The sequence below is a fragment of the Austwickia chelonae NBRC 105200 genome (assembly GCF_000298175.1).
GTDB lineage: Bacteria > Actinomycetota > Actinomycetes > Actinomycetales > Dermatophilaceae > Austwickia > Austwickia chelonae.
Genome location: NZ_BAGZ01000020.1, coordinates 16,919 through 32,615 on the forward strand (window position 1 = coordinate 16,919; position 15,697 = coordinate 32,615).

The 15,697-nt window shown below is 66.7% G+C and carries 17 protein-coding genes and 1 tRNA gene; 4 read left to right on the forward strand and 14 right to left on the reverse strand.

Annotated features, from left to right (window positions below):
* Nucleotides 1–69: 69 nt before the first annotated feature.
* From AUCHE_RS13600 to AUCHE_RS13610, 3 genes are all read right to left on the reverse strand, one after another.
* Nucleotides 70–525 carry a MarR family winged helix-turn-helix transcriptional regulator gene (locus tag AUCHE_RS13600; RefSeq protein WP_006503899.1) on the reverse strand — a complete coding sequence of 152 codons (456 nt, stop codon included), beginning with the start codon at nucleotides 523–525 and terminating at the stop codon, nucleotides 70–72.
* Between the two features lie 121 nt (nucleotides 526–646).
* Nucleotides 647–1,726 carry an alkene reductase gene (locus AUCHE_RS13605; protein ID WP_006503900.1) on the reverse strand — a complete coding sequence of 360 codons (1,080 nt, stop codon included), beginning with the start codon at nucleotides 1,724–1,726 and terminating at the stop codon, nucleotides 647–649.
* 151 nt (nucleotides 1,727–1,877) lie between these two features.
* Nucleotides 1,878–2,252 (reverse strand): RNA-binding S4 domain-containing protein, encoded by a 375-nt coding sequence (locus AUCHE_RS13610; RefSeq protein WP_006503901.1) that lies wholly within the window; start codon nucleotides 2,250–2,252, stop codon nucleotides 1,878–1,880.
* A 96-nt stretch (nucleotides 2,253–2,348) separates the two neighbouring features.
* Here AUCHE_RS13610 and AUCHE_RS13615 point away from each other — a divergent pair, with 96 nt between their 5' ends.
* Nucleotides 2,349–3,905: an alpha/beta hydrolase gene (locus tag AUCHE_RS13615; RefSeq protein ID WP_006503902.1), complete on the forward strand. Its 1,557-nt coding sequence runs from the start codon at nucleotides 2,349–2,351 to the stop codon at nucleotides 3,903–3,905.
* Between the two features lie 83 nt (nucleotides 3,906–3,988).
* On the opposite strand, the gene AUCHE_RS13620 is transcribed toward AUCHE_RS13615, so the two are convergent.
* The 9 genes from AUCHE_RS13620 to AUCHE_RS15905 form a co-directional block, all read right to left on the reverse strand.
* Nucleotides 3,989–5,200 carry an ABC transporter permease gene (locus AUCHE_RS13620; RefSeq protein ID WP_006503903.1) on the reverse strand — a complete coding sequence of 404 codons (1,212 nt, stop codon included), beginning with the start codon at nucleotides 5,198–5,200 and terminating at the stop codon, nucleotides 3,989–3,991.
* Nucleotides 5,197–6,078 (reverse strand): ABC transporter ATP-binding protein, encoded by an 882-nt coding sequence (locus AUCHE_RS13625; protein WP_006503904.1) that lies wholly within the window; start codon nucleotides 6,076–6,078, stop codon nucleotides 5,197–5,199. Before AUCHE_RS13625 ends, AUCHE_RS13620 begins: the two co-directional genes overlap by 4 nt.
* A 125-nt stretch (nucleotides 6,079–6,203) precedes the next feature.
* On the reverse strand, nucleotides 6,204–6,911 hold the full coding sequence (locus AUCHE_RS13630) for a response regulator (protein ID WP_006503905.1): 708 nt from the start codon (nucleotides 6,909–6,911) through the stop codon (nucleotides 6,204–6,206).
* Nucleotides 6,908–8,356 carry a sensor histidine kinase gene (locus tag AUCHE_RS13635; protein ID WP_006503906.1) on the reverse strand — a complete coding sequence of 483 codons (1,449 nt, stop codon included), beginning with the start codon at nucleotides 8,354–8,356 and terminating at the stop codon, nucleotides 6,908–6,910. Before AUCHE_RS13635 ends, AUCHE_RS13630 begins: the two co-directional genes overlap by 4 nt.
* Before the next feature lie 214 nt (nucleotides 8,357–8,570).
* Nucleotides 8,571–9,035, reverse strand: a complete 465-nt coding sequence (locus AUCHE_RS15900; protein ID WP_006503907.1) for a hypothetical protein — start codon at nucleotides 9,033–9,035, stop codon at nucleotides 8,571–8,573.
* 264 nt (nucleotides 9,036–9,299) lie between these two features.
* Nucleotides 9,300–9,557, reverse strand: coding sequence for a Txe/YoeB family addiction module toxin (locus tag AUCHE_RS13645; RefSeq protein WP_006503908.1), 258 nt, complete (start codon nucleotides 9,555–9,557; stop codon nucleotides 9,300–9,302).
* Complete coding sequence (locus tag AUCHE_RS13650; RefSeq protein WP_006503909.1) at nucleotides 9,554–9,799, reverse strand: type II toxin-antitoxin system Phd/YefM family antitoxin; 246 nt, start codon at nucleotides 9,797–9,799, stop codon at nucleotides 9,554–9,556. The genes AUCHE_RS13645 and AUCHE_RS13650 overlap by 4 nt, the downstream gene beginning before the upstream one ends.
* A 119-nt stretch (nucleotides 9,800–9,918) precedes the next feature.
* Nucleotides 9,919–10,005 (reverse strand) — tRNA-Leu (locus AUCHE_RS13655).
* A 79-nt stretch (nucleotides 10,006–10,084) separates the two neighbouring features.
* Nucleotides 10,085–11,005, reverse strand: coding sequence for a CPBP family intramembrane glutamic endopeptidase (locus AUCHE_RS15905; protein WP_177175346.1), 921 nt, complete (start codon nucleotides 11,003–11,005; stop codon nucleotides 10,085–10,087).
* Between the two features lie 119 nt (nucleotides 11,006–11,124).
* On the opposite strand from AUCHE_RS15905, the gene AUCHE_RS15910 reads away from it, so the two are divergent.
* The gene (locus AUCHE_RS15910) at nucleotides 11,125–12,330 is read left to right on the forward strand and encodes a sensor histidine kinase (RefSeq protein ID WP_143115254.1); all 1,206 of its coding nucleotides are present in this window, start codon (nucleotides 11,125–11,127) and stop codon (nucleotides 12,328–12,330) included.
* Nucleotides 12,327–13,046 carry a response regulator gene (locus AUCHE_RS13670; protein ID WP_006503912.1) on the forward strand — a complete coding sequence of 240 codons (720 nt, stop codon included), beginning with the start codon at nucleotides 12,327–12,329 and terminating at the stop codon, nucleotides 13,044–13,046. Before AUCHE_RS15910 ends, AUCHE_RS13670 begins: the two co-directional genes overlap by 4 nt.
* On the opposite strand, the gene AUCHE_RS17615 is transcribed toward AUCHE_RS13670, so the two are convergent.
* A complete protein-coding gene (locus tag AUCHE_RS17615) occupies nucleotides 12,989–13,597 on the reverse strand; it encodes an excalibur calcium-binding domain-containing protein (protein ID WP_006503913.1) in 609 nt (202 codons plus the stop codon). The genes AUCHE_RS13670 and AUCHE_RS17615 overlap by 58 nt on opposite strands.
* A 149-nt stretch (nucleotides 13,598–13,746) precedes the next feature.
* Here AUCHE_RS17615 and AUCHE_RS13680 point away from each other — a divergent pair, with 149 nt between their 5' ends.
* Nucleotides 13,747–14,067 (forward strand): hypothetical protein, encoded by a 321-nt coding sequence (locus AUCHE_RS13680; RefSeq protein WP_006503914.1) that lies wholly within the window; start codon nucleotides 13,747–13,749, stop codon nucleotides 14,065–14,067.
* 103 nt (nucleotides 14,068–14,170) lie between these two features.
* Here AUCHE_RS13680 and AUCHE_RS13685 read toward each other — a convergent pair whose 3' ends face one another.
* Nucleotides 14,171–15,499, reverse strand: coding sequence for an anaerobic C4-dicarboxylate transporter (locus AUCHE_RS13685; RefSeq protein WP_006503915.1), 1,329 nt, complete (start codon nucleotides 15,497–15,499; stop codon nucleotides 14,171–14,173).
* Between the last annotated feature and the right edge of the window lie 198 nt (nucleotides 15,500–15,697).

Sequence of the window (15,697 nt, forward strand, 5' to 3'; positions counted from 1 at the left end):
GTCGGAGGGAGGAGAAGGCTTCGCCCGCCCGGTCGGCGCCTGCCGCCGGGACGAACCGGTGGGTCCGTGTCAGTCCTTCGGCAGGACGGTGCGTTCGTTCTCGCCGAGCGCTTCGCAGAAGCGCCTGGCCAGCCGGTGCAGGGTGGCGATCTCCTCCGCTGTCATCGTGATCCGCCCGGCGAGGCATCTCTGTACCTCGGCCATGCGGCCTTTCAGCTCGTGCCCGGCGGGCGTCAGGTAGATCGATACCCGCCGTTCGTCGCGGCTGTGGCGCCGGCGTTCGACGTAGCCGGTGTCCTGCAGTCGCCGTAACAAAGGGGAGAGCGTGCCGCTGTCGAGCCGGAGCCGACCGCCCAATTCGGAGACGGTCAGCCCGTCGTTCTCCCAGAGCGCCAGAAGGGTGAGGTATTGGGGATAGGTCAGCCCGAGGTCGGCCAGTTCGGACCGGTAGGCATTCGACGCCGCTCGCGCCGCGGCATTGAGCGCGAAACAGAGCTGGTTGTCGAGGGTGAGATCCCGGTCCATCGGACCATCGTGACACAGCATCAAATTGCCTTCAATTGAATTGTGAACAATTCAATAGGTGTTCTCGACCACGCCGAACGTCCCGGAAGAACACCTCTCGACACCCACCGGAGAACACCGCTCAGAGCATCGGATAATCCGTATAACCCACCGGCCCACGGGTATAGAAAGTCGCCACATCCGGCTCGTTCAACGCCGCACCTTCACGCCAACGCCGCACCAGATCCGGATTCGCCAGGAACAACCGGCCCACCGCCACCACATCGGCCAGATCCCGTTCGAGGATGTCGGCCACCGCCGCCAGATCGTGCACCCGCGCGAAACCGAGATTCACCATCAACGGCCCTCCGAACCGCCGACGCAGATCAGCCACCAGGCCGGCCTTCACCGGATCCTCCAGATCGGCCAATACCGACAGATAGGCCAACCCGAGGTCGGCGACCCCGTCCACCACGGCCTCATAGGTCGCCCGCGTCAGCGCCGCATCCTCCTCCAGGACGCCCTGGATGTTGTGCGCCGGGGAGATCCGCAGACCCACCCGATCAGCCCCGATCGCCTCGGCCACCGCCCGGGTCACCTCGACCGTCAACCGGGCCCGCGCAGCCGGTGAACCCCCGTACTCGTCGGTGCGCACATTGCTCACCGGCGACAGGAACTGATGCAGCAGATAACCATTCGCCGAATGGATCTCCACACCGTCGATCCCGGCCTCCCGGGCGTTCCTCGCCGCCTGGACGAACTCGGCCACGATCTCCACCATCTCCGCGGTCTCCAAGGCGCGCGGCACGGCATGTTCGGCCATCCCCTGCCGGGTCACGATCGTGCCGGGCGCACGCAGGGCGCTGGGGGCCACCGTCTCCAGGCCGTTCTTGTTGTCGGGGTGGGAGATGCGTCCGGCGTGCATCAGCTGGACGGCGATCTGTCCTCCGGCGGCGTGGACGGCGTCGGCGACCAGTCGCCAGCCGTCGATCTGTTCGGCGGTGTGGATGCCGGGGGTGTGCAGGTAGCCCTGGCCGACGGCGCTGGGTTGGGTGCCTTCGCTGATGATGAGGCCGGCTCCGGCGCGTTGGGCGTAGTACTCGGCGTTGAGTTCGGTGGGGGCTTCGCCGTCGCCGGCGCGGCTGCGGGTGAGGGGGGCCATCATGAAGCGTTGGGGGACCTGGAAGGCGCCGAGGGTGATGGGTTCGAAGGGGGTCGGCACGGTTTCTCCTGTCGTCGTGCGGATGTCCGCGCTGATGGACGGGGTGTGGGGTCCTTCTTCTTGGTTCCTCAGGCTGGCACAGCATCTAATTGTCCGCAACTCAATTGTGCACAATCTAAGCGTGTGATGTGTCACATTGGCGTGGGCGGGATCACCGCCCCCGAAAACGATCCAACTCCCGACGCTCCCGCTTCGTCGGACGACCCGCACCACGCTCCCGCGCCGCCACCACCGCCGGACGCTCCTCCCTCGGCGGAGGCGGCGGCGACTCGTCCACCATCGCCTCCGCCGCCACCGCCGCCCCCACCCGCTTGGACAACAACTTCTTCACCACCAGGATCCGCACCTGCGGACCACCCCGGACCACCACCCGATCACCCGGACGGACCAGCGCCGACGGCTTCACCCGCACCCCGTCCACATGCACATGCCCCGCCTTGCACCCCGCCGTGGCCAACGACCGGCTCTTGTACACCCGCACCGACCACAACCACGAGTCCACCCGTACCCCGGAACCCTCCGCCATATCCCGAGCCTAGCCCGGCGAACCCCGCTCCCAGCAGCGCGAACCCGCCCCGGAGCCAGCCGTTCGGTGAAAGATGGTCACCGGCATACTTGCCCCATGCCGCGTCACCGACGTCTCACCATCGTCACCGCGCTGGCGCTCGTCGCCGGCACCACCACCCCCGCCCTCGCCACCGAAGCCCACCAACAACCCGCCGCCCCGCCGCCCAGCACCACCCCCGCCGCACCGGCGAAAATCCCCGCGCCGAACTGGCACAAATGCACCGGCGACCTCGAAGGACACGAATGCGCAGACCTCCAGGTCCCCCTCGACCACAGCAAACCCGACGGTGAAAAGATCACCATCGCTCTCAGCCGAGCCGCACACACCGGCCCCGAACGCCGCGGCGTCATCCTCGTCAACCCCGGCGGACCCGGCCTCGACGGACGATCCAGAGTGGGCATGGCCCGCAATGTCGCCAAGGACATCGCCGACTCCTACGACTTCGTCGGCTTCGCACCCCGCGGCGCCACCGGCAGCAGACCCGAACTGAAATGCGAACCCAAGTCAGCCCGCCCCCCACGGACCACCCCCCGCAACCAGTCCGACATCGACGCCTGGCTCGCCCACAGCCGAGACACCGCCGAATCCTGCTCCTCCGGTGACGGCGCGAAACTGCTCCCCTTCTCCCGCACCACCGACATCGCCGACGACATGGACTGGATCAGAGCCGCCCTCGACGTGGAGAAAATCACCTACTTCGGGGTCTCCTGGGGCACCTACCTGGGTCAGACCTTCGCCACCCGCCACCAGAACCGCGTCGAACGGATGGTCTGGGACGGAGCCGTCGAACCCAACGGCCAATGGGCCGCCAACATCCTCGGCCAGAACGCCTCCTTCCAGAAGGCCGCCGACGCCTTCTTCACCTGGATCGCCACCCGCGACGAAGAATTCAAACTCGGTAAGACCCACGGGGAGGTCAAGGCCAAGTACGAGACCGGCCTGAAGAAACTCGAAGACAACCCCATCGACACCCCCCGAGGGAAAGTCACCTCACACCAGCTGTCCAGCACCGCGCTCTCCGCCACCTACGGCGTCCACGACTGGAAACCCAAAGCGAAAGCACTGTCCGACTTCCTCGTCCACGGCAAGACCGACGACCTCGGCGTCGCACACCCGCCGGACAACGGTATGGCCGTCTACTGGGCCACCGAATGCAGCGAATCCCCCCGACCCACACCCCACTCCTGGGTCGCCTCGGCGAAGAAGTCGCACGACGAGGGCAGCACCTTCGAATCCTGGGGCAACGCCTGGACCCACGCCCCCTGCACCTTCTGGAAGGTCAAACGGGACAGCACCCCCAAGATCGACGGATCACAGGTGAAAGTGCCCATCCTGATCGTGCACGACACCGAGGACGCCGCCACCCCCTACCCAGGAGCCCTGAAAGCGCGCGCCACCTTCCCCAGCTCCCGGCTGGTCGCCCAACAGGGCGGACGCAATCACGGCACCGCCTACATCGGTAACCAGTGCACCCAACAAGCCGTCGACGACTTCTTCCGCGACGGAAAACTGCCCGCCCGAGCCGACGGGGACAAAGCCGACAAGACCTGCGGGGCCTTCACCGTCGACGACTTCCTGAAACAGCACGGCGAGCGCGAACAACGCCGCTGAACTGCGCGCCTCCCCTCCTACGCGGAAGCGGCCCGGCGCCGCAACTGTCCGGGACGCCGGGCCGCTTCCCCCGGAAGCAGAGCTCAGTCGGTCGCCTTGAACGCCTCCTTGAACGACATCCGCGACGACGTCTGCATCAACGAATTGCGGTACATCCGCTCCCCGAAGAGGGTCAACAGCGCACCGAAGGCCACGGTCAACAGCAAGGAGACGACGGCCTCCCACCACTGGGCGTCACCCTGCACCAGGCGGGTCGGCATCACCATCGAGGAGGCCACCGGAACATACGAGATCACCGTCGCCCAGGTCCCCTTCGCGAACAAGGACGCGAAGAACGCCGTCATCAGGAACATCAGGAGCGGATTCGCCGTCTGCTGAAGATCTTCCGACCGGGTCGCCAATGACCCGGCCACCGCCCACAGACAGGCCAGGGCGAGGAAACCGGCCAGGAAGAACACGATGTACCAGACCAGGGCACCCGACAAGGACGGCATCATCGAGGAGAAGGGGGTGAACGCCGCACCGGCGAAACCCACACCGAGATAGAGCACGATCTGCCCCACCGCCATCACCGTGTTGCCGACCACCTTGCCGATCAACAGCTGCCGCACCGGGATCGCCGCAGCCAGGATCTCCACGATCCGGGACTGCTTCTCCTCCAGGACCGACTGGGCGATCTGCATGCCGTACCCAATCACCGACATGTAGAAGAGGATCGCGAAGATCATGCTCAGGACGAAACCGGCTGCGCGCTGCGAACCGTCCTTGTCCGTCAGACTCCTGGTCGACACCGCCGACCGCGACGCGACCTCGTCCGCCGACGTCCCCGCCTGCCCGGCCACCTCCGACAACACCTGGGCGGACAGCACCTGGCGGGTGTGCTGGGCGAAAGCCTTCGACGGGTCGTCCTTCGACGCCGCCTGCCAGCCGTTCCCCGAACGGGACAACAGGACGTCCGCTTCCCCCTCCCGCAACAGCGTCTCGGCCGCGCCCTGATCGGACGCCCGGACGATCTCCACCCGATCCTTCGGTTCTGCCGCGGTCATCGCCCGCCCGACCTTCTCCGCGAGTTCCTTCGCCTCGTCGGTCGTCACCGCCACCGTCGTCGTGGACCCCCGGGACGACAGATACGCCGGCAGAGCGATCGACCCCACGATGATCAACAAGGTCACCAGGGTGCCGACGATGAAACTCTTGGTGAGCAATTTCGTCGTAATCTCCCGACCGGCCACCAACATCCACGCATTGCGCGGAGAACCATCCGCCACCTCGGACGACGGGCTGAGCGTGCTCATGCGGTCACCTCACGATAGATCTCGCTCAAACTCATACGTACCGGAGCGAACTCGGACACCGAACCCCTGGCCAGGGCCTGCGACAGCAAGGTCTTCCCGGCCGACTCCTCAGCCAACTCCACCAAGGCCACCGAACCGTCGACATCCACGACGTGCACCCCGGCCAGATCACGCACCCAACCGGCATCCCCCTCCACCACGATCCGGTGACGGCGCGGACCGGTCGAACGCAACTCCTCCGACGTGCCCTGAGCGACCACCCTGCCCCTGCTCAGAATGACCAGACCGTCACTGAGCTGATCCACCAGATCCAACTGGTGACTGGAGAAGAGCACCGGAACCCCCGCCCGCGTGTGCTCCCGCAACAGATCCGCCATGACGTCCACACTCGTCGGATCCAACCCCGAGAACGGCTCGTCCAGGATCAACGCCTGCGGGCGGGCCATCACCGCCGCCGCGATCTGCACCCGCTGCTGATTCCCCAAGGACAACGACTCCAACTTGTCCTTCGCCCGGCCCGCCAGACCGAACCGCTCCAGAAGATCCTCCACCGAAGCCCGCGCATCAGCCCGGCTCATCCCGTGCAACTGGCCCAGATAGATCAGCTGACTGGCCACCGCCTGCTTCGCATACAGGCCCCGCTCCTCGGGCATGTACCCGAAAGCACGCCGGTCCGCGACCGTGGCCTCCCTGCCCCGCCAACACACCCGCCCGCCATGGATCTGCAACAGACCCATGATCATCCGCATCGTCGTGGTCTTCCCCGCGCCGTTTCCACCGACGAAACCGATCAGTTGACCCTCCGGCACCGTGAAGGACACCCCGTCCACCGCCGTGTGATCACCGAAACGGCGGGTCAGCTCCTGCACTTCGAGCATGTCGACACCTCTTCCCACCGGAGTCTGCAAGAACGACCGGTCGACGGTCGACCGGCCCTTACCGAAGAAACTAGGCGTCGAAGCCCCGACCACACCTCCCCTGGGAGGAGGAACCCACCGGGCCGTCACTCCCCCGGATGAATGAGACCCGTCTCATAGGCGAGGACGACCGCCTGCACCCGATCCCGCACCTTCAGTTTCGCCAGACAGTTCGACACATGGGTCTTCACCGTCGACTCCCCGACGACCAACTCCGCCGCGATCTCCGCATTCGACAGACCCCGCCCCACCCACCGCAGCACTTCGCGCTCGCGGCAGGTCAACGAGGCCAGGAGCGGGTGCGGGGTGGTGTCCGTCCCGGCTTGGGTCGCTTGGCGGTTGGTGGCGGTCGTCATCTCGGCGATGACTCGGCGGGTCACTTCCGGGGCGAGCAGGGCATGACCTGAGCCGACGGTGTGCACCGCTTCGACCAGATGTTCCGGGTCGGCATTCTTCAGCAGGAAGCCGCTGGCTCCTGCGCGTAGCCCGTCGAACAGGTAGTCGTCCCGGTCGAAGGTCGTCAGGATGATGACCTTGCCCAGGTCTTCCTCGACGATCCGGCGGGTCGCTTCGACGCCGTCCATGACCGGCATCTGCACATCCATGAGGATGACGTCCGGACGCAGCGCTCTGGCCTGGGCGACCGCTGTCGCGCCGTCTGCGGCTTCGCCGACGACGTCCAGGTCGTCCTCGATGGACAGCATCAGCCGGAAACCGCTGCGTACCAAGGCCTGGTCGTCGACCAGGAGCACCTTGACCCGGGCTGGGTCGTCCACGTCGTCCATGTCGTTCATCCTGTCTTCTCGGTGTCTCGGTCGGTGGGGTGTTTCCCCCGGGCCGGCAGGGTTGGCGTGGCGCGTAGGGGGAGCCGGACCCGGACCCGGTATCCACCGGACACCCGGGGGCCGATGTCCGTGGTGCCGCCGTGGGAGGCGACGCGTTCCCGCATGCCGAGCAGCCCCAACCCGCTGCCGGAGGTGCCTTCGCGTGGCCGTCCGCTGTCGAGGATCTCGGCTTCGGCGTACCGGTGCTGCTGGTCGCCTCCGATGCGGAGGACCACGGTCGCGGACGGTGCTGTCGAATGTCGGCGGACATTGGCCAGGGCTTCCTGGATGGTGCGATACAGGGTCAACCCGACGGGCATCGGGATCTGGTCCACCATGCCCGCCCCGTCCTCGACGACCTGGTAGGTCACCGAGAATCCCGTCGAGCAGGAGGACTGGACGAGTTCGGCGATCTGCTCCACGCCGGGTTGTGGGGACCGGTGGGTCGCACCGGGGTCGTGGGACGTCGAGGATGCGGAGGCGGGGGCGTCTTCTTTCCGGGCGGGGTCGGTGCGACGCAGCGTGCCCAGCAGGCCTCGCATCTCTCCGACGGCCTGCCGTGAGGACTCCTCGACCCGGGCGAGGGCTGCCGCCGCGGCGCCCGGGTCCTTGTCCATCACCCGCCGGGCGGCTGCTGCTTGGATTCCCATCACGGACACGTGGTGGGCGACGACATCGTGCAGTTCCCGGGCGATGCGCAGCCGTTCTTCGACGACCTTCCGGTCGGCGAGTTCCTCGGCCTGTGCGGAGATCAGGTCTGCCTGCGCCGACAGTTGCGCGTGGGCGCGGGCCTGGCGCCATGACGCCTGTCCGCCGAGGATCCCGCTGCCGAAGTAGACGATGTTGAGGAGGAAAGTCAGCGCGATCAGCGCGACGGGTGTCGGGAAGATCCCTTCCGGGGTCGACGAACCGGTGTGGTGGGCGGCGAACTCGAACAGAGCCGTTCCCAGAGCGAACTGCCAGGTCAGCCAGCCGAACATGAGGACGAGGACCGCTGCCACCAGGCCGAGCATGACCCGCCGTGAACCGGCCCAGGCCACCCCGGTGAACAGGGCGAAGACGTAGACGCACTGCATCGGCAGGATCGTCATCACCACGGTCACGGTGATCCCGCAGAGAAACATGTGCAGTTGCAGCAACCCCATGACTGTCAACGGGTGAGTGCGCCGCCAGATCAGCGGCAGGGTGCCCGCCGCGATCAACAGATGCTGCAGCCAGGTCGGGTCCGAGACGAAATGGGGATTGAGCGTGCTGCGGGAGAGTTCCATGCCGAGCGCGCCGAAAGCCCACATTCCCAAGGCGACCCACAGGTCGTTGCGGCGTTGCCGAGATGTGGGTGCAGGCCGATGCCAGTCGTCGTCGAGTGCGAAGTAGGTGCGCAGACAGTCACCGGTCGAGGCCCAGGTCAGAGGCATGGTCTTCAGCCTAGAGCGCGGCGTGGCCGTCGACCTCCGTCGTGAGAAGGAGACGGGGACGTCGGTGGGATGAGTCGTCCAGGTCTCAACGTCGCCCTCAGACGGGTCACCGTTATGCCGGGTCGCCGTCAGGGGTCGGGATGACCCGCACCTGGTGAGGCGACAAGGAAGTCGGCGGGGTTCTCGATGGCCTTTGCAGGACGGTGATCCGGCGTCAGCACAGGATGAAATAGGACGACAGGTGCAACACGAGCAGCAGATGCAAGGACGCGAAACGCACCCGAAGGGACGCAAAGAGCAGGCCGAGAGCGACGATCGCCAAACTCGGCAGCCAATGGGACGGTGCGAAACGGTGCGGGATGAACACGGCGTGACCCAGCCAGAACATGATCGCGCTGATGACGATCACTCCCCACGACGGAAGGCGCTCGCCGAGGTAGCTGTGCAGTAGCCCGAAGGTGAGGTAGTCCTGCCAGAACACCGAGACGGTCATCCACGCCATGTAGAGGAAGACCGGCAAGGGCAACTGGTAGTGGAAAGGCACCGCGATCGCCAAGACGACCAGCAGGGCGTAGAGCCGCACCGTCCGGGAGCGGGCGAAAAGTACCCGGTTGTAGCGCTGATGCGTCATCACGAGGGCGACGGCGAGCACGGCCGCGAACGTTGTCTCGATCAGCACCGACGTCGCCCTGTCATCGGTGAAGAGCCGACCGATGCCATATCGGTGCAGCCCCGGCGTCAACGCCCATAGGCCGAACCCGGAGATGCAGACGGCCAGAACGATCCACTACGGCAGAGGCTGTCGCCGATTCTCCTGCTCTGCAACATTTCCCGTGGCGGAATCGGGACAGAGGCGCGTCATTCGCTGGACGGTAGCATCTCGGCTACTGGCAGCCTCGCCCTTTGGGAAAAGCGTGGGCTCTGCAATGTTCGCTGACGTGCGTCAGCTGTAGTGAAAACGAACCTGCAGAATGACGAGGTCGTCGCCGTCTACGAGGTACACGAGTCGGTGTTCCTCAGTGATTCGCCGCGACCAGACACCAGCCAGCATGTGACGCAGCGGTTCGGGTTTGCCGATCCCGGCAGTGGGATCGCGGAGCGCATCGTCGATCAAGCGGTTGATGCGCTTGAGGGTTTGGCGATCGTTAGCGAGCCAGAAGGTGTAGTCGTCCCAGCCGTTTGGTGTGAAAACGAGCCTCATCGCACCAGGTCGTGTTCGGAGCGTTCGCCGGTACGAGCTTGCTGGAGGCTCTCCAGGAGGTGGCGGGCGTTGGCCGGGACACGCAGCAGGTGTGCTGTCTCTTCGAGCGCGTCGTAGTCGGCGCGCGACATCAGCACGGCGTCGCCATGCCGGGAGGTGATCTCTACCGGCGCACGATCCTCGTTGACCTGCTGAATCAGTGGGAAAAGTTGTTTGCGGGCCTCGGTCGCGGTCACAGCCATGACGCCTCCTGATTGGTACCGAATCTGGTACCAGTATGCCGTGATCTGTGAGAGGGCTCAATGTCTTCGGCAACAAAAAAACTCCCGGCCGGATTGCTCCGGTCGGGAGTCTCTCTCAGTGGTGCGCGAGGGGGGAGTTGAACCCCCACGCCCTTTCGGGCACACGGACCTGAACCGTGCGCGTCTGCCTATTCCGCCACTCGCGCGCGCTCTGCCATCATGCCAGGAGCGCGCCGGATCGCCAAACGTGGTTGCTGCTCGGGTTGTTTCGCCCTGTATGTGGGGTCATTCGTCCTCGAGTGGCTGCCTCGGGAGGGCCTTCGCCGGCGGGACGTCGCCGCTGGTAGACCACGGTCGCTGCCAGGCCAGGAGTGCCACGGCGGCGCAGGTCAGCATGATCCCCACGGTGAGCCAGGTGGCCGGGCCCGTCGACATCGGCATCCACGCTGCGGGGATGAAAGCGGCATGCATTCCGCCGTGGACGCCGGCCGCGCCCCACGCTGATCCGGTGCACCAGCGGACACATCCGGCGAGGAATCCCATCCCGAACGGCATCGCGAGATAGAGGAACCGTTCGCCCAGGTTTTGTTGCCCGCCGCTGGAGGCCAGGTGCAGGAGGGTGAAGACCCCCGTCGTGACCGCCAGGGTCAGCCACGGGAATCGCTGCGCGTGCCGCCAGGCAAACCCCCGGAACCAGAACTCCTCGGGAAGGCCTTGCATCAGGAAACCCCTGGCCAGGCCGACGAGCACGAGCGCAGGCCAAGCGATATCGGGGAGGCGCAGTGGCGTCGTCCTCGACTCGACCGGCAGGGACTGCGCCAGCAGGCATGCCGCGAAGGTCAACCCGGCGGTGACCGCTGCGGCCGGCACCAGCCATCCCCAGCCCGGCCGTCCGCAACCGTTCAGATAGTGGCCCAGGGAGACCTTCTCGAAACGGGCGAGGACCAGCAGCGCCAACAACGTCGTCACCAGGGGGAGAGCGATGAACGCGATCTCGACGGCCACGACCAGGACGAAGCCGTCCCCGGTGGCGAGATCATCCATCCTTTGCCAGAACTCTTGCGGGACAAGTTTTTTCGCGGTCAGGGAGAAAGCGCAGAGCACGGTCGCCACAGCGGCCACCACCGAGCGTTTCCACACCGCAGAAGGACGCGCTCGACGTCCGGTTTCCTCGGAAGTACTGGGCGATGACGTCGTGATTTCCATACCGGACACGATTCGCTCTTGCGGGCCGGCGCAGAAGTCACCGCGGTCACAGATCGCGACGTCGACGATGTGACCGTGGTCAGATGTCCGCGGGAATCCTGCGACCTAATCTGTCGGACATGATGACTCTGCCCAGAAGAGCACGTCCCCGCTATCTTCCCGGCAGCATCCACCTCCTGGCCGTGGTGGTTCTCCTCCTGGCCGGAGGTGTCCTCTGGAAAACAGCCAGGCCGACGACGAACACACTCGCACTGGCGGTCAGCGTCGCGGTCACCGGTCTGAGCTGGTGGTCGTGGAGCCGGGCGAGCTCGCCCCGGGCCGCGCGGCGCTGGTCCCTGCTCCTCGCCACGGCAGCTTTGTCCGCGTCGTTCCTCAACGACAGCCCGCTGGGCCTGCCCGTCTTCGTCCTGGGACTGTGCAGCGTGGCCGTCGAATACGGACGGCGAGGCGTGCTGCTCGCCGCAGCCTCCTACCTGGGTGTCCTCTGCGTGCTCTACACCTGGGCCTCCACCCAAGGACGGCAGATCCCCGGCGGAATCGCACTGAACATCTTCGTCGTCACCTGCCTGCTGACCATCGGTCTGCTCGTCGCCGAGTCCCTCCGCCAACTCACCGAAGCACACCGGGACGCACTCCTGCTCGCCGAAGAACGCCGCCGGACAGCTCTGCGCGAACTCGACCGTGCCCTCGCCGAGGAAAGAATGACGCAAGCGCGTGCCCTGCACGACGACGTAGGACGAGACCTGACCGCCATCCTGATGAGCGCGGAAGTGGCACGACGCCTGCGCGACACCGACGCCGAAGCGGCCTGGGCGGAGATCGACCGCGTCCACGAGATCGCCACCGACGCCCTGACCGGCCTACGTCGACAGGTACGCGCCCTGAGTCCGCTGCCCGCCGACGACCTCGACCGACTCGACCTGGACTCGGCCCTGGAACGACTGACCGCAGTATTCCAAGGGACCGGGCTGGACGTCGTCATCACCCGACCCGACGACCCCGGCCCGGCCCGTCGGGTCGACCCGTTGGCCTACCGCATCATCCAGGAGGGACTGACCAATGTCGTCCGACACTCGGGAGCCTCCCGGGTGGAGATCGTGCACACCATCGGCGACCTGACCACCGTGCGGATCCTCGACGACGGCGAAAACCCTTCCGCCGACCCCACCGGAGCAAACGACAACCCCGGCCGAACCGTCCTGGAAGGCTTCGGGCTCAGCCACCTGCGATCCCGCGTCGAAGCCGCCGGCGGCACACTGACCACAGGATGGACCGGCCGCGGGTTCCTCCTCGACGCCACATATCCCGCCGAGGCCACGGCATGACCCCGCCGACACCACGCGGCGACGACAAGCCCCGACTGCGGATGATCGTCGTCGACGACCAGGAACTGTTACGACGCGGACTGCACCTCCTCCTGGAATCCACCGGACGGGTCGACGTCATCGGCCAGGCCCGGGACGGCGCCGAAGCGCTGGCCTTCATCCGGAAGAACCCACCCGACGCGGTACTCACCGACGCGGTGATGCCGGGAACATCCGGCGCAGACCTCATCAGAGCCTGCAGAACGGAATTCCCCGGGCTGCCCGTCATCGTGGTGACCACCTTCGACACCGACGACGTCGTGCAGGACGCCCTGGACGCCGGCGCCGCCGGGTTCCTCCTCAAGGACGTCTCACCCGAACGGATCGTCGAAGCGGTCGAAAACGCCATGAACGGCGGACTGGTGATCGACCCACGGATGGCGCGCGCTGCTGTGCGCAGGCCCCGGGAAGATCCGTTGCACGAACTGACCTCCTCCGAACGGGAGGTGGCTCTGCTCATCGCGGACGGGAGGTCGAACGACCAGATCGCGCGGATCCTGCACCTGGCCCCGGGCACGGTCAAGAACTATGTGTCGACGGTGATGCGCAAGACAGGGCTGCCCGACCGCACCCAGGTGGCCCTGTTCGTGGACCGGATGCGCAGGGCTGCACCCACGGATCAGCGGCGACGTTCGCAGGCGGTGCCGTCGCCGTCCCTGTCCAGTCCGGGCCGGTAGCCGGGGTCGCCGCGGTGCAGGGGAGCAGCTCCGGCGCGGCGGGCTTCGTCGCAGTTCTTGTAGTAGACGGAGGCCGTCGTGCCGCCGGCGCCGCTGCCGGGCTGGGGCGGGGCCGGTACTGCGGGGGCGGCGGCCGGCACGGTCTGGGTGACCGTCGTGGTGGCGGTTTCGGTGACGGTCTGCGTGGCGGTGGCGGTCGTGGTGGCTGTGGTGGTGGCGGTGGCCGTGTGGGTGAAAGTCGTGGTCACCGTGGGGGTCAGCGTGTTCGACGGGGCAGAGACCCGGTTCGTGCTGTTGAACCCCGTGCAGGCCCCCATCAGTCCGAGGACGACGACGGCGCCGATCGCGGCTCGTTTGCCGCGGTCCCGGGCGGTCTCCCCTTCGTAGAGGCCGTACGGGCCGCGCGCCCGATGCCCTTCCTCGTCCACCCAGAAACCCCAGCCGGGCGGCGCCTCCGGCCAGTCCTCCGGCGGGAACCACCCGCGTTCCGGCCGCCAGTCGTCGCTCGGCGGCGACGGCCAGCCAGGCGGTGGGTTGAATCGAGCAGTCATCGGATGCCCCTCCGTACGTGGAAGGCGTGTCAGGCGGGCCCGTACACCGGAATTCTATGACTCTTATGCGTATTTCATGCGCTTTGCCGGTTCGGCGTCGGGGAGTGGAAGGACGGTATTCCGCTCGACGCTGGGCCTACGATCCGACTATGACCCTTAAAGACGCGAGTTCCGTCTGCACCGCCCCGGTCGTCGTGCTCGGGCTTCTCGGCGGGTACGTGACCGCCCGGGAGACCGGGGTACGTCCGATCGGCGGGGTGGTCCTGGCCGCCGCCGGGATCTACGCCGGACGCACCTGGTACGCCCGCGGCGGCGTGCGGGACACGGCGCTGCTCTCCGCGATCTACCTCGCCGGTTTCGGGCTGTCCCACCCGTTGGCGAAGGCCATCGGCGCCTGGCCGTCCGTGCTCACCGTGACCGCGGCGAGTGCCGCAGCGGCGCAGTTCGTCTCGGACTCGCGGCCACACTGACCGCAGGTGACCGCAGGCTCTGCTCCCCGAAGGTGAGAAGCGCCGGCGACCGGGGGCCTCCCGATCGCCGGCGCTTCTCGGCCTGCAGTGTGTTCCGGGCGGGTCAGCGGATGAAGATGCCGCCGAAGACGAAACCGAGTGCCACGGAGAACCCGATGGCCAGGATGCCCGGCACCAGGAAGGGATGGTTGAACACGGCCTTGCCGATCCGGGTCGAACCGGTGTCGTCCATCTCGACCGCGGCGAGCAGGGTCGGGTAGGTCGGCAGGACGAAGAGCGCGGAGACCGCGGCGAAGGCCGCCACGATGGCCACATTCGACACGCCCAGGGCGATCGCGGTGGGCATGATCGCCTTCGCGGTCGCGGCCTGGCTGTACAGCAGCGACGCGGCGAAGAAGAGCACCACGGCCAACAGCCAGGAGTGCTGCTTCAGCAGGTCGCCGGAGAACGCCATGATCTCCTTCTCGTGGGCCTTCACGAAGGTGGTGCCCAGCCAGGCGACACCCAGTACGCAGATCGAAGCGCTCATGCCCGACTTGAAGGTGGACGCGTTGAGGATCTCGGCGGGCTGCACCTTGCAGATCAACACGATGATCGTGGCGACGGCCAACATGATGGAGATGATCGCGGCGTCCCGGGGCATCGGCGCATTCTTCGGGTCGATCAGCTTCACCTTGTCGCTGATGGCGGTGGCGTAGAGCATCACCGTGATCAGACCGACCAGGAAGACCAGCACCGACTGCTTCGCGCCCGGCTTGAGGGTGCGTCCGGCGTGCGAGGTGGTGTCGATCAGCCCGGCGTCGCGGCGGCGCTGGAACTCGGGGTCGAACTCCAGGGCGCTACGCGGGTTGCGCTTGTCCCAGAGCATCATCAGCCCGGCGGTCAGCATGCAGGCCAGGAAGGTCGACGGGATGCACACCGCGAGGATCTGCAGGTAGTCCACGCCCTTCTTCTCCAGTGCGCCGGACAGGAAGACCACGGCTGCGGAGATCGGGGACGCGGTGATGGCGATCTGGCTGGAGACCACGGCGATGGACAGGGGCCGGGCGGGCCGGATGTTGTTCTCCTTGGCGACCTCGGTGATGACGGGCATCGCGGAGAAGGCGGTGTGGCCGGTGCCGGCCATCAACGTCATCAGGTAGGTCATGAACGGCGCCAGGAACATGAGGTGCTGCGGGTTGCGGCGGAGCACCTTGTCGACGACATCGACGAGATAGTCCATGCCGCCGGCAACCTGCATCGCGGCGATCGCGCAGATCACGGCCAGGATGATGGAGATGACATCGAGGGGCATCCCCGCGGCGGTGGGCTTGGCGCCCAGCGCGGCCAGGGCGACCACGCCGATGCCACCGGCGAAACCGATGGCGATGCCACCGAGGCGGGCCCCGATGACGATGGCCGCCAGGACGACGGCTAGTTGGATCCAGAACAATGTGTGCTCCTCAACGAGGGCCTGTGTAGCGAGGCGGGTGACGTGGTCAAGGAGATATTTCTCTGCGTCGTTGAGGTTTTCACGCTCGGGGGGACGGCGGCCACGACCTGCCTTCTCTCAAAGGGGATGACAGAACGTACCTACTTTAGGAAAGTTGACTACCGAGGACATATCGGCCGGGAGGGGAACGGCCGAAGT

Excerpts from the sequence above, each read along its gene's own strand:
- AUCHE_RS13600 (WP_006503899.1), bottom strand. The coding sequence starts at position 525 with ATGGACCGGGATCTCACCCTCGACAACCAGCTCTGTTTCGCGCTCAAT.
- AUCHE_RS13610 (WP_006503901.1), bottom strand. The coding sequence starts at position 2,252 with ATGGCGGAGGGTTCCGGGGTACGGGTGGACTCGTGGTTGTGGTCGGTG.
- AUCHE_RS13615 (WP_006503902.1), top strand. The coding sequence starts at position 2,349 with ATGCCGCGTCACCGACGTCTCACCATCGTCACCGCGCTGGCGCTCGTC.
- AUCHE_RS13620 (WP_006503903.1), bottom strand. The coding sequence starts at position 5,200 with ATGAGCACGCTCAGCCCGTCGTCCGAGGTGGCGGATGGTTCTCCGCGC.
- AUCHE_RS13625 (WP_006503904.1), bottom strand. The coding sequence starts at position 6,078 with ATGCTCGAAGTGCAGGAGCTGACCCGCCGTTTCGGTGATCACACGGCG.
- AUCHE_RS13630 (WP_006503905.1), bottom strand. The coding sequence starts at position 6,911 with ATGAACGACATGGACGACGTGGACGACCCAGCCCGGGTCAAGGTGCTC.
- AUCHE_RS13635 (WP_006503906.1), bottom strand. The coding sequence starts at position 8,356 with ATGCCTCTGACCTGGGCCTCGACCGGTGACTGTCTGCGCACCTACTTC.
- AUCHE_RS13645 (WP_006503908.1), bottom strand. The coding sequence starts at position 9,557 with ATGAGGCTCGTTTTCACACCAAACGGCTGGGACGACTACACCTTCTGG.
- AUCHE_RS13650 (WP_006503909.1), bottom strand. The coding sequence starts at position 9,799 with ATGGCTGTGACCGCGACCGAGGCCCGCAAACAACTTTTCCCACTGATT.
- AUCHE_RS15905 (WP_177175346.1), bottom strand. The coding sequence starts at position 11,005 with ATGGAAATCACGACGTCATCGCCCAGTACTTCCGAGGAAACCGGACGT.
- AUCHE_RS15910 (WP_143115254.1), top strand. The coding sequence starts at position 11,125 with ATGATGACTCTGCCCAGAAGAGCACGTCCCCGCTATCTTCCCGGCAGC.
- AUCHE_RS13670 (WP_006503912.1), top strand. The coding sequence starts at position 12,327 with ATGACCCCGCCGACACCACGCGGCGACGACAAGCCCCGACTGCGGATG.
- AUCHE_RS17615 (WP_006503913.1), bottom strand. The coding sequence starts at position 13,597 with ATGACTGCTCGATTCAACCCACCGCCTGGCTGGCCGTCGCCGCCGAGC.
- AUCHE_RS13680 (WP_006503914.1), top strand. The coding sequence starts at position 13,747 with ATGACCCTTAAAGACGCGAGTTCCGTCTGCACCGCCCCGGTCGTCGTG.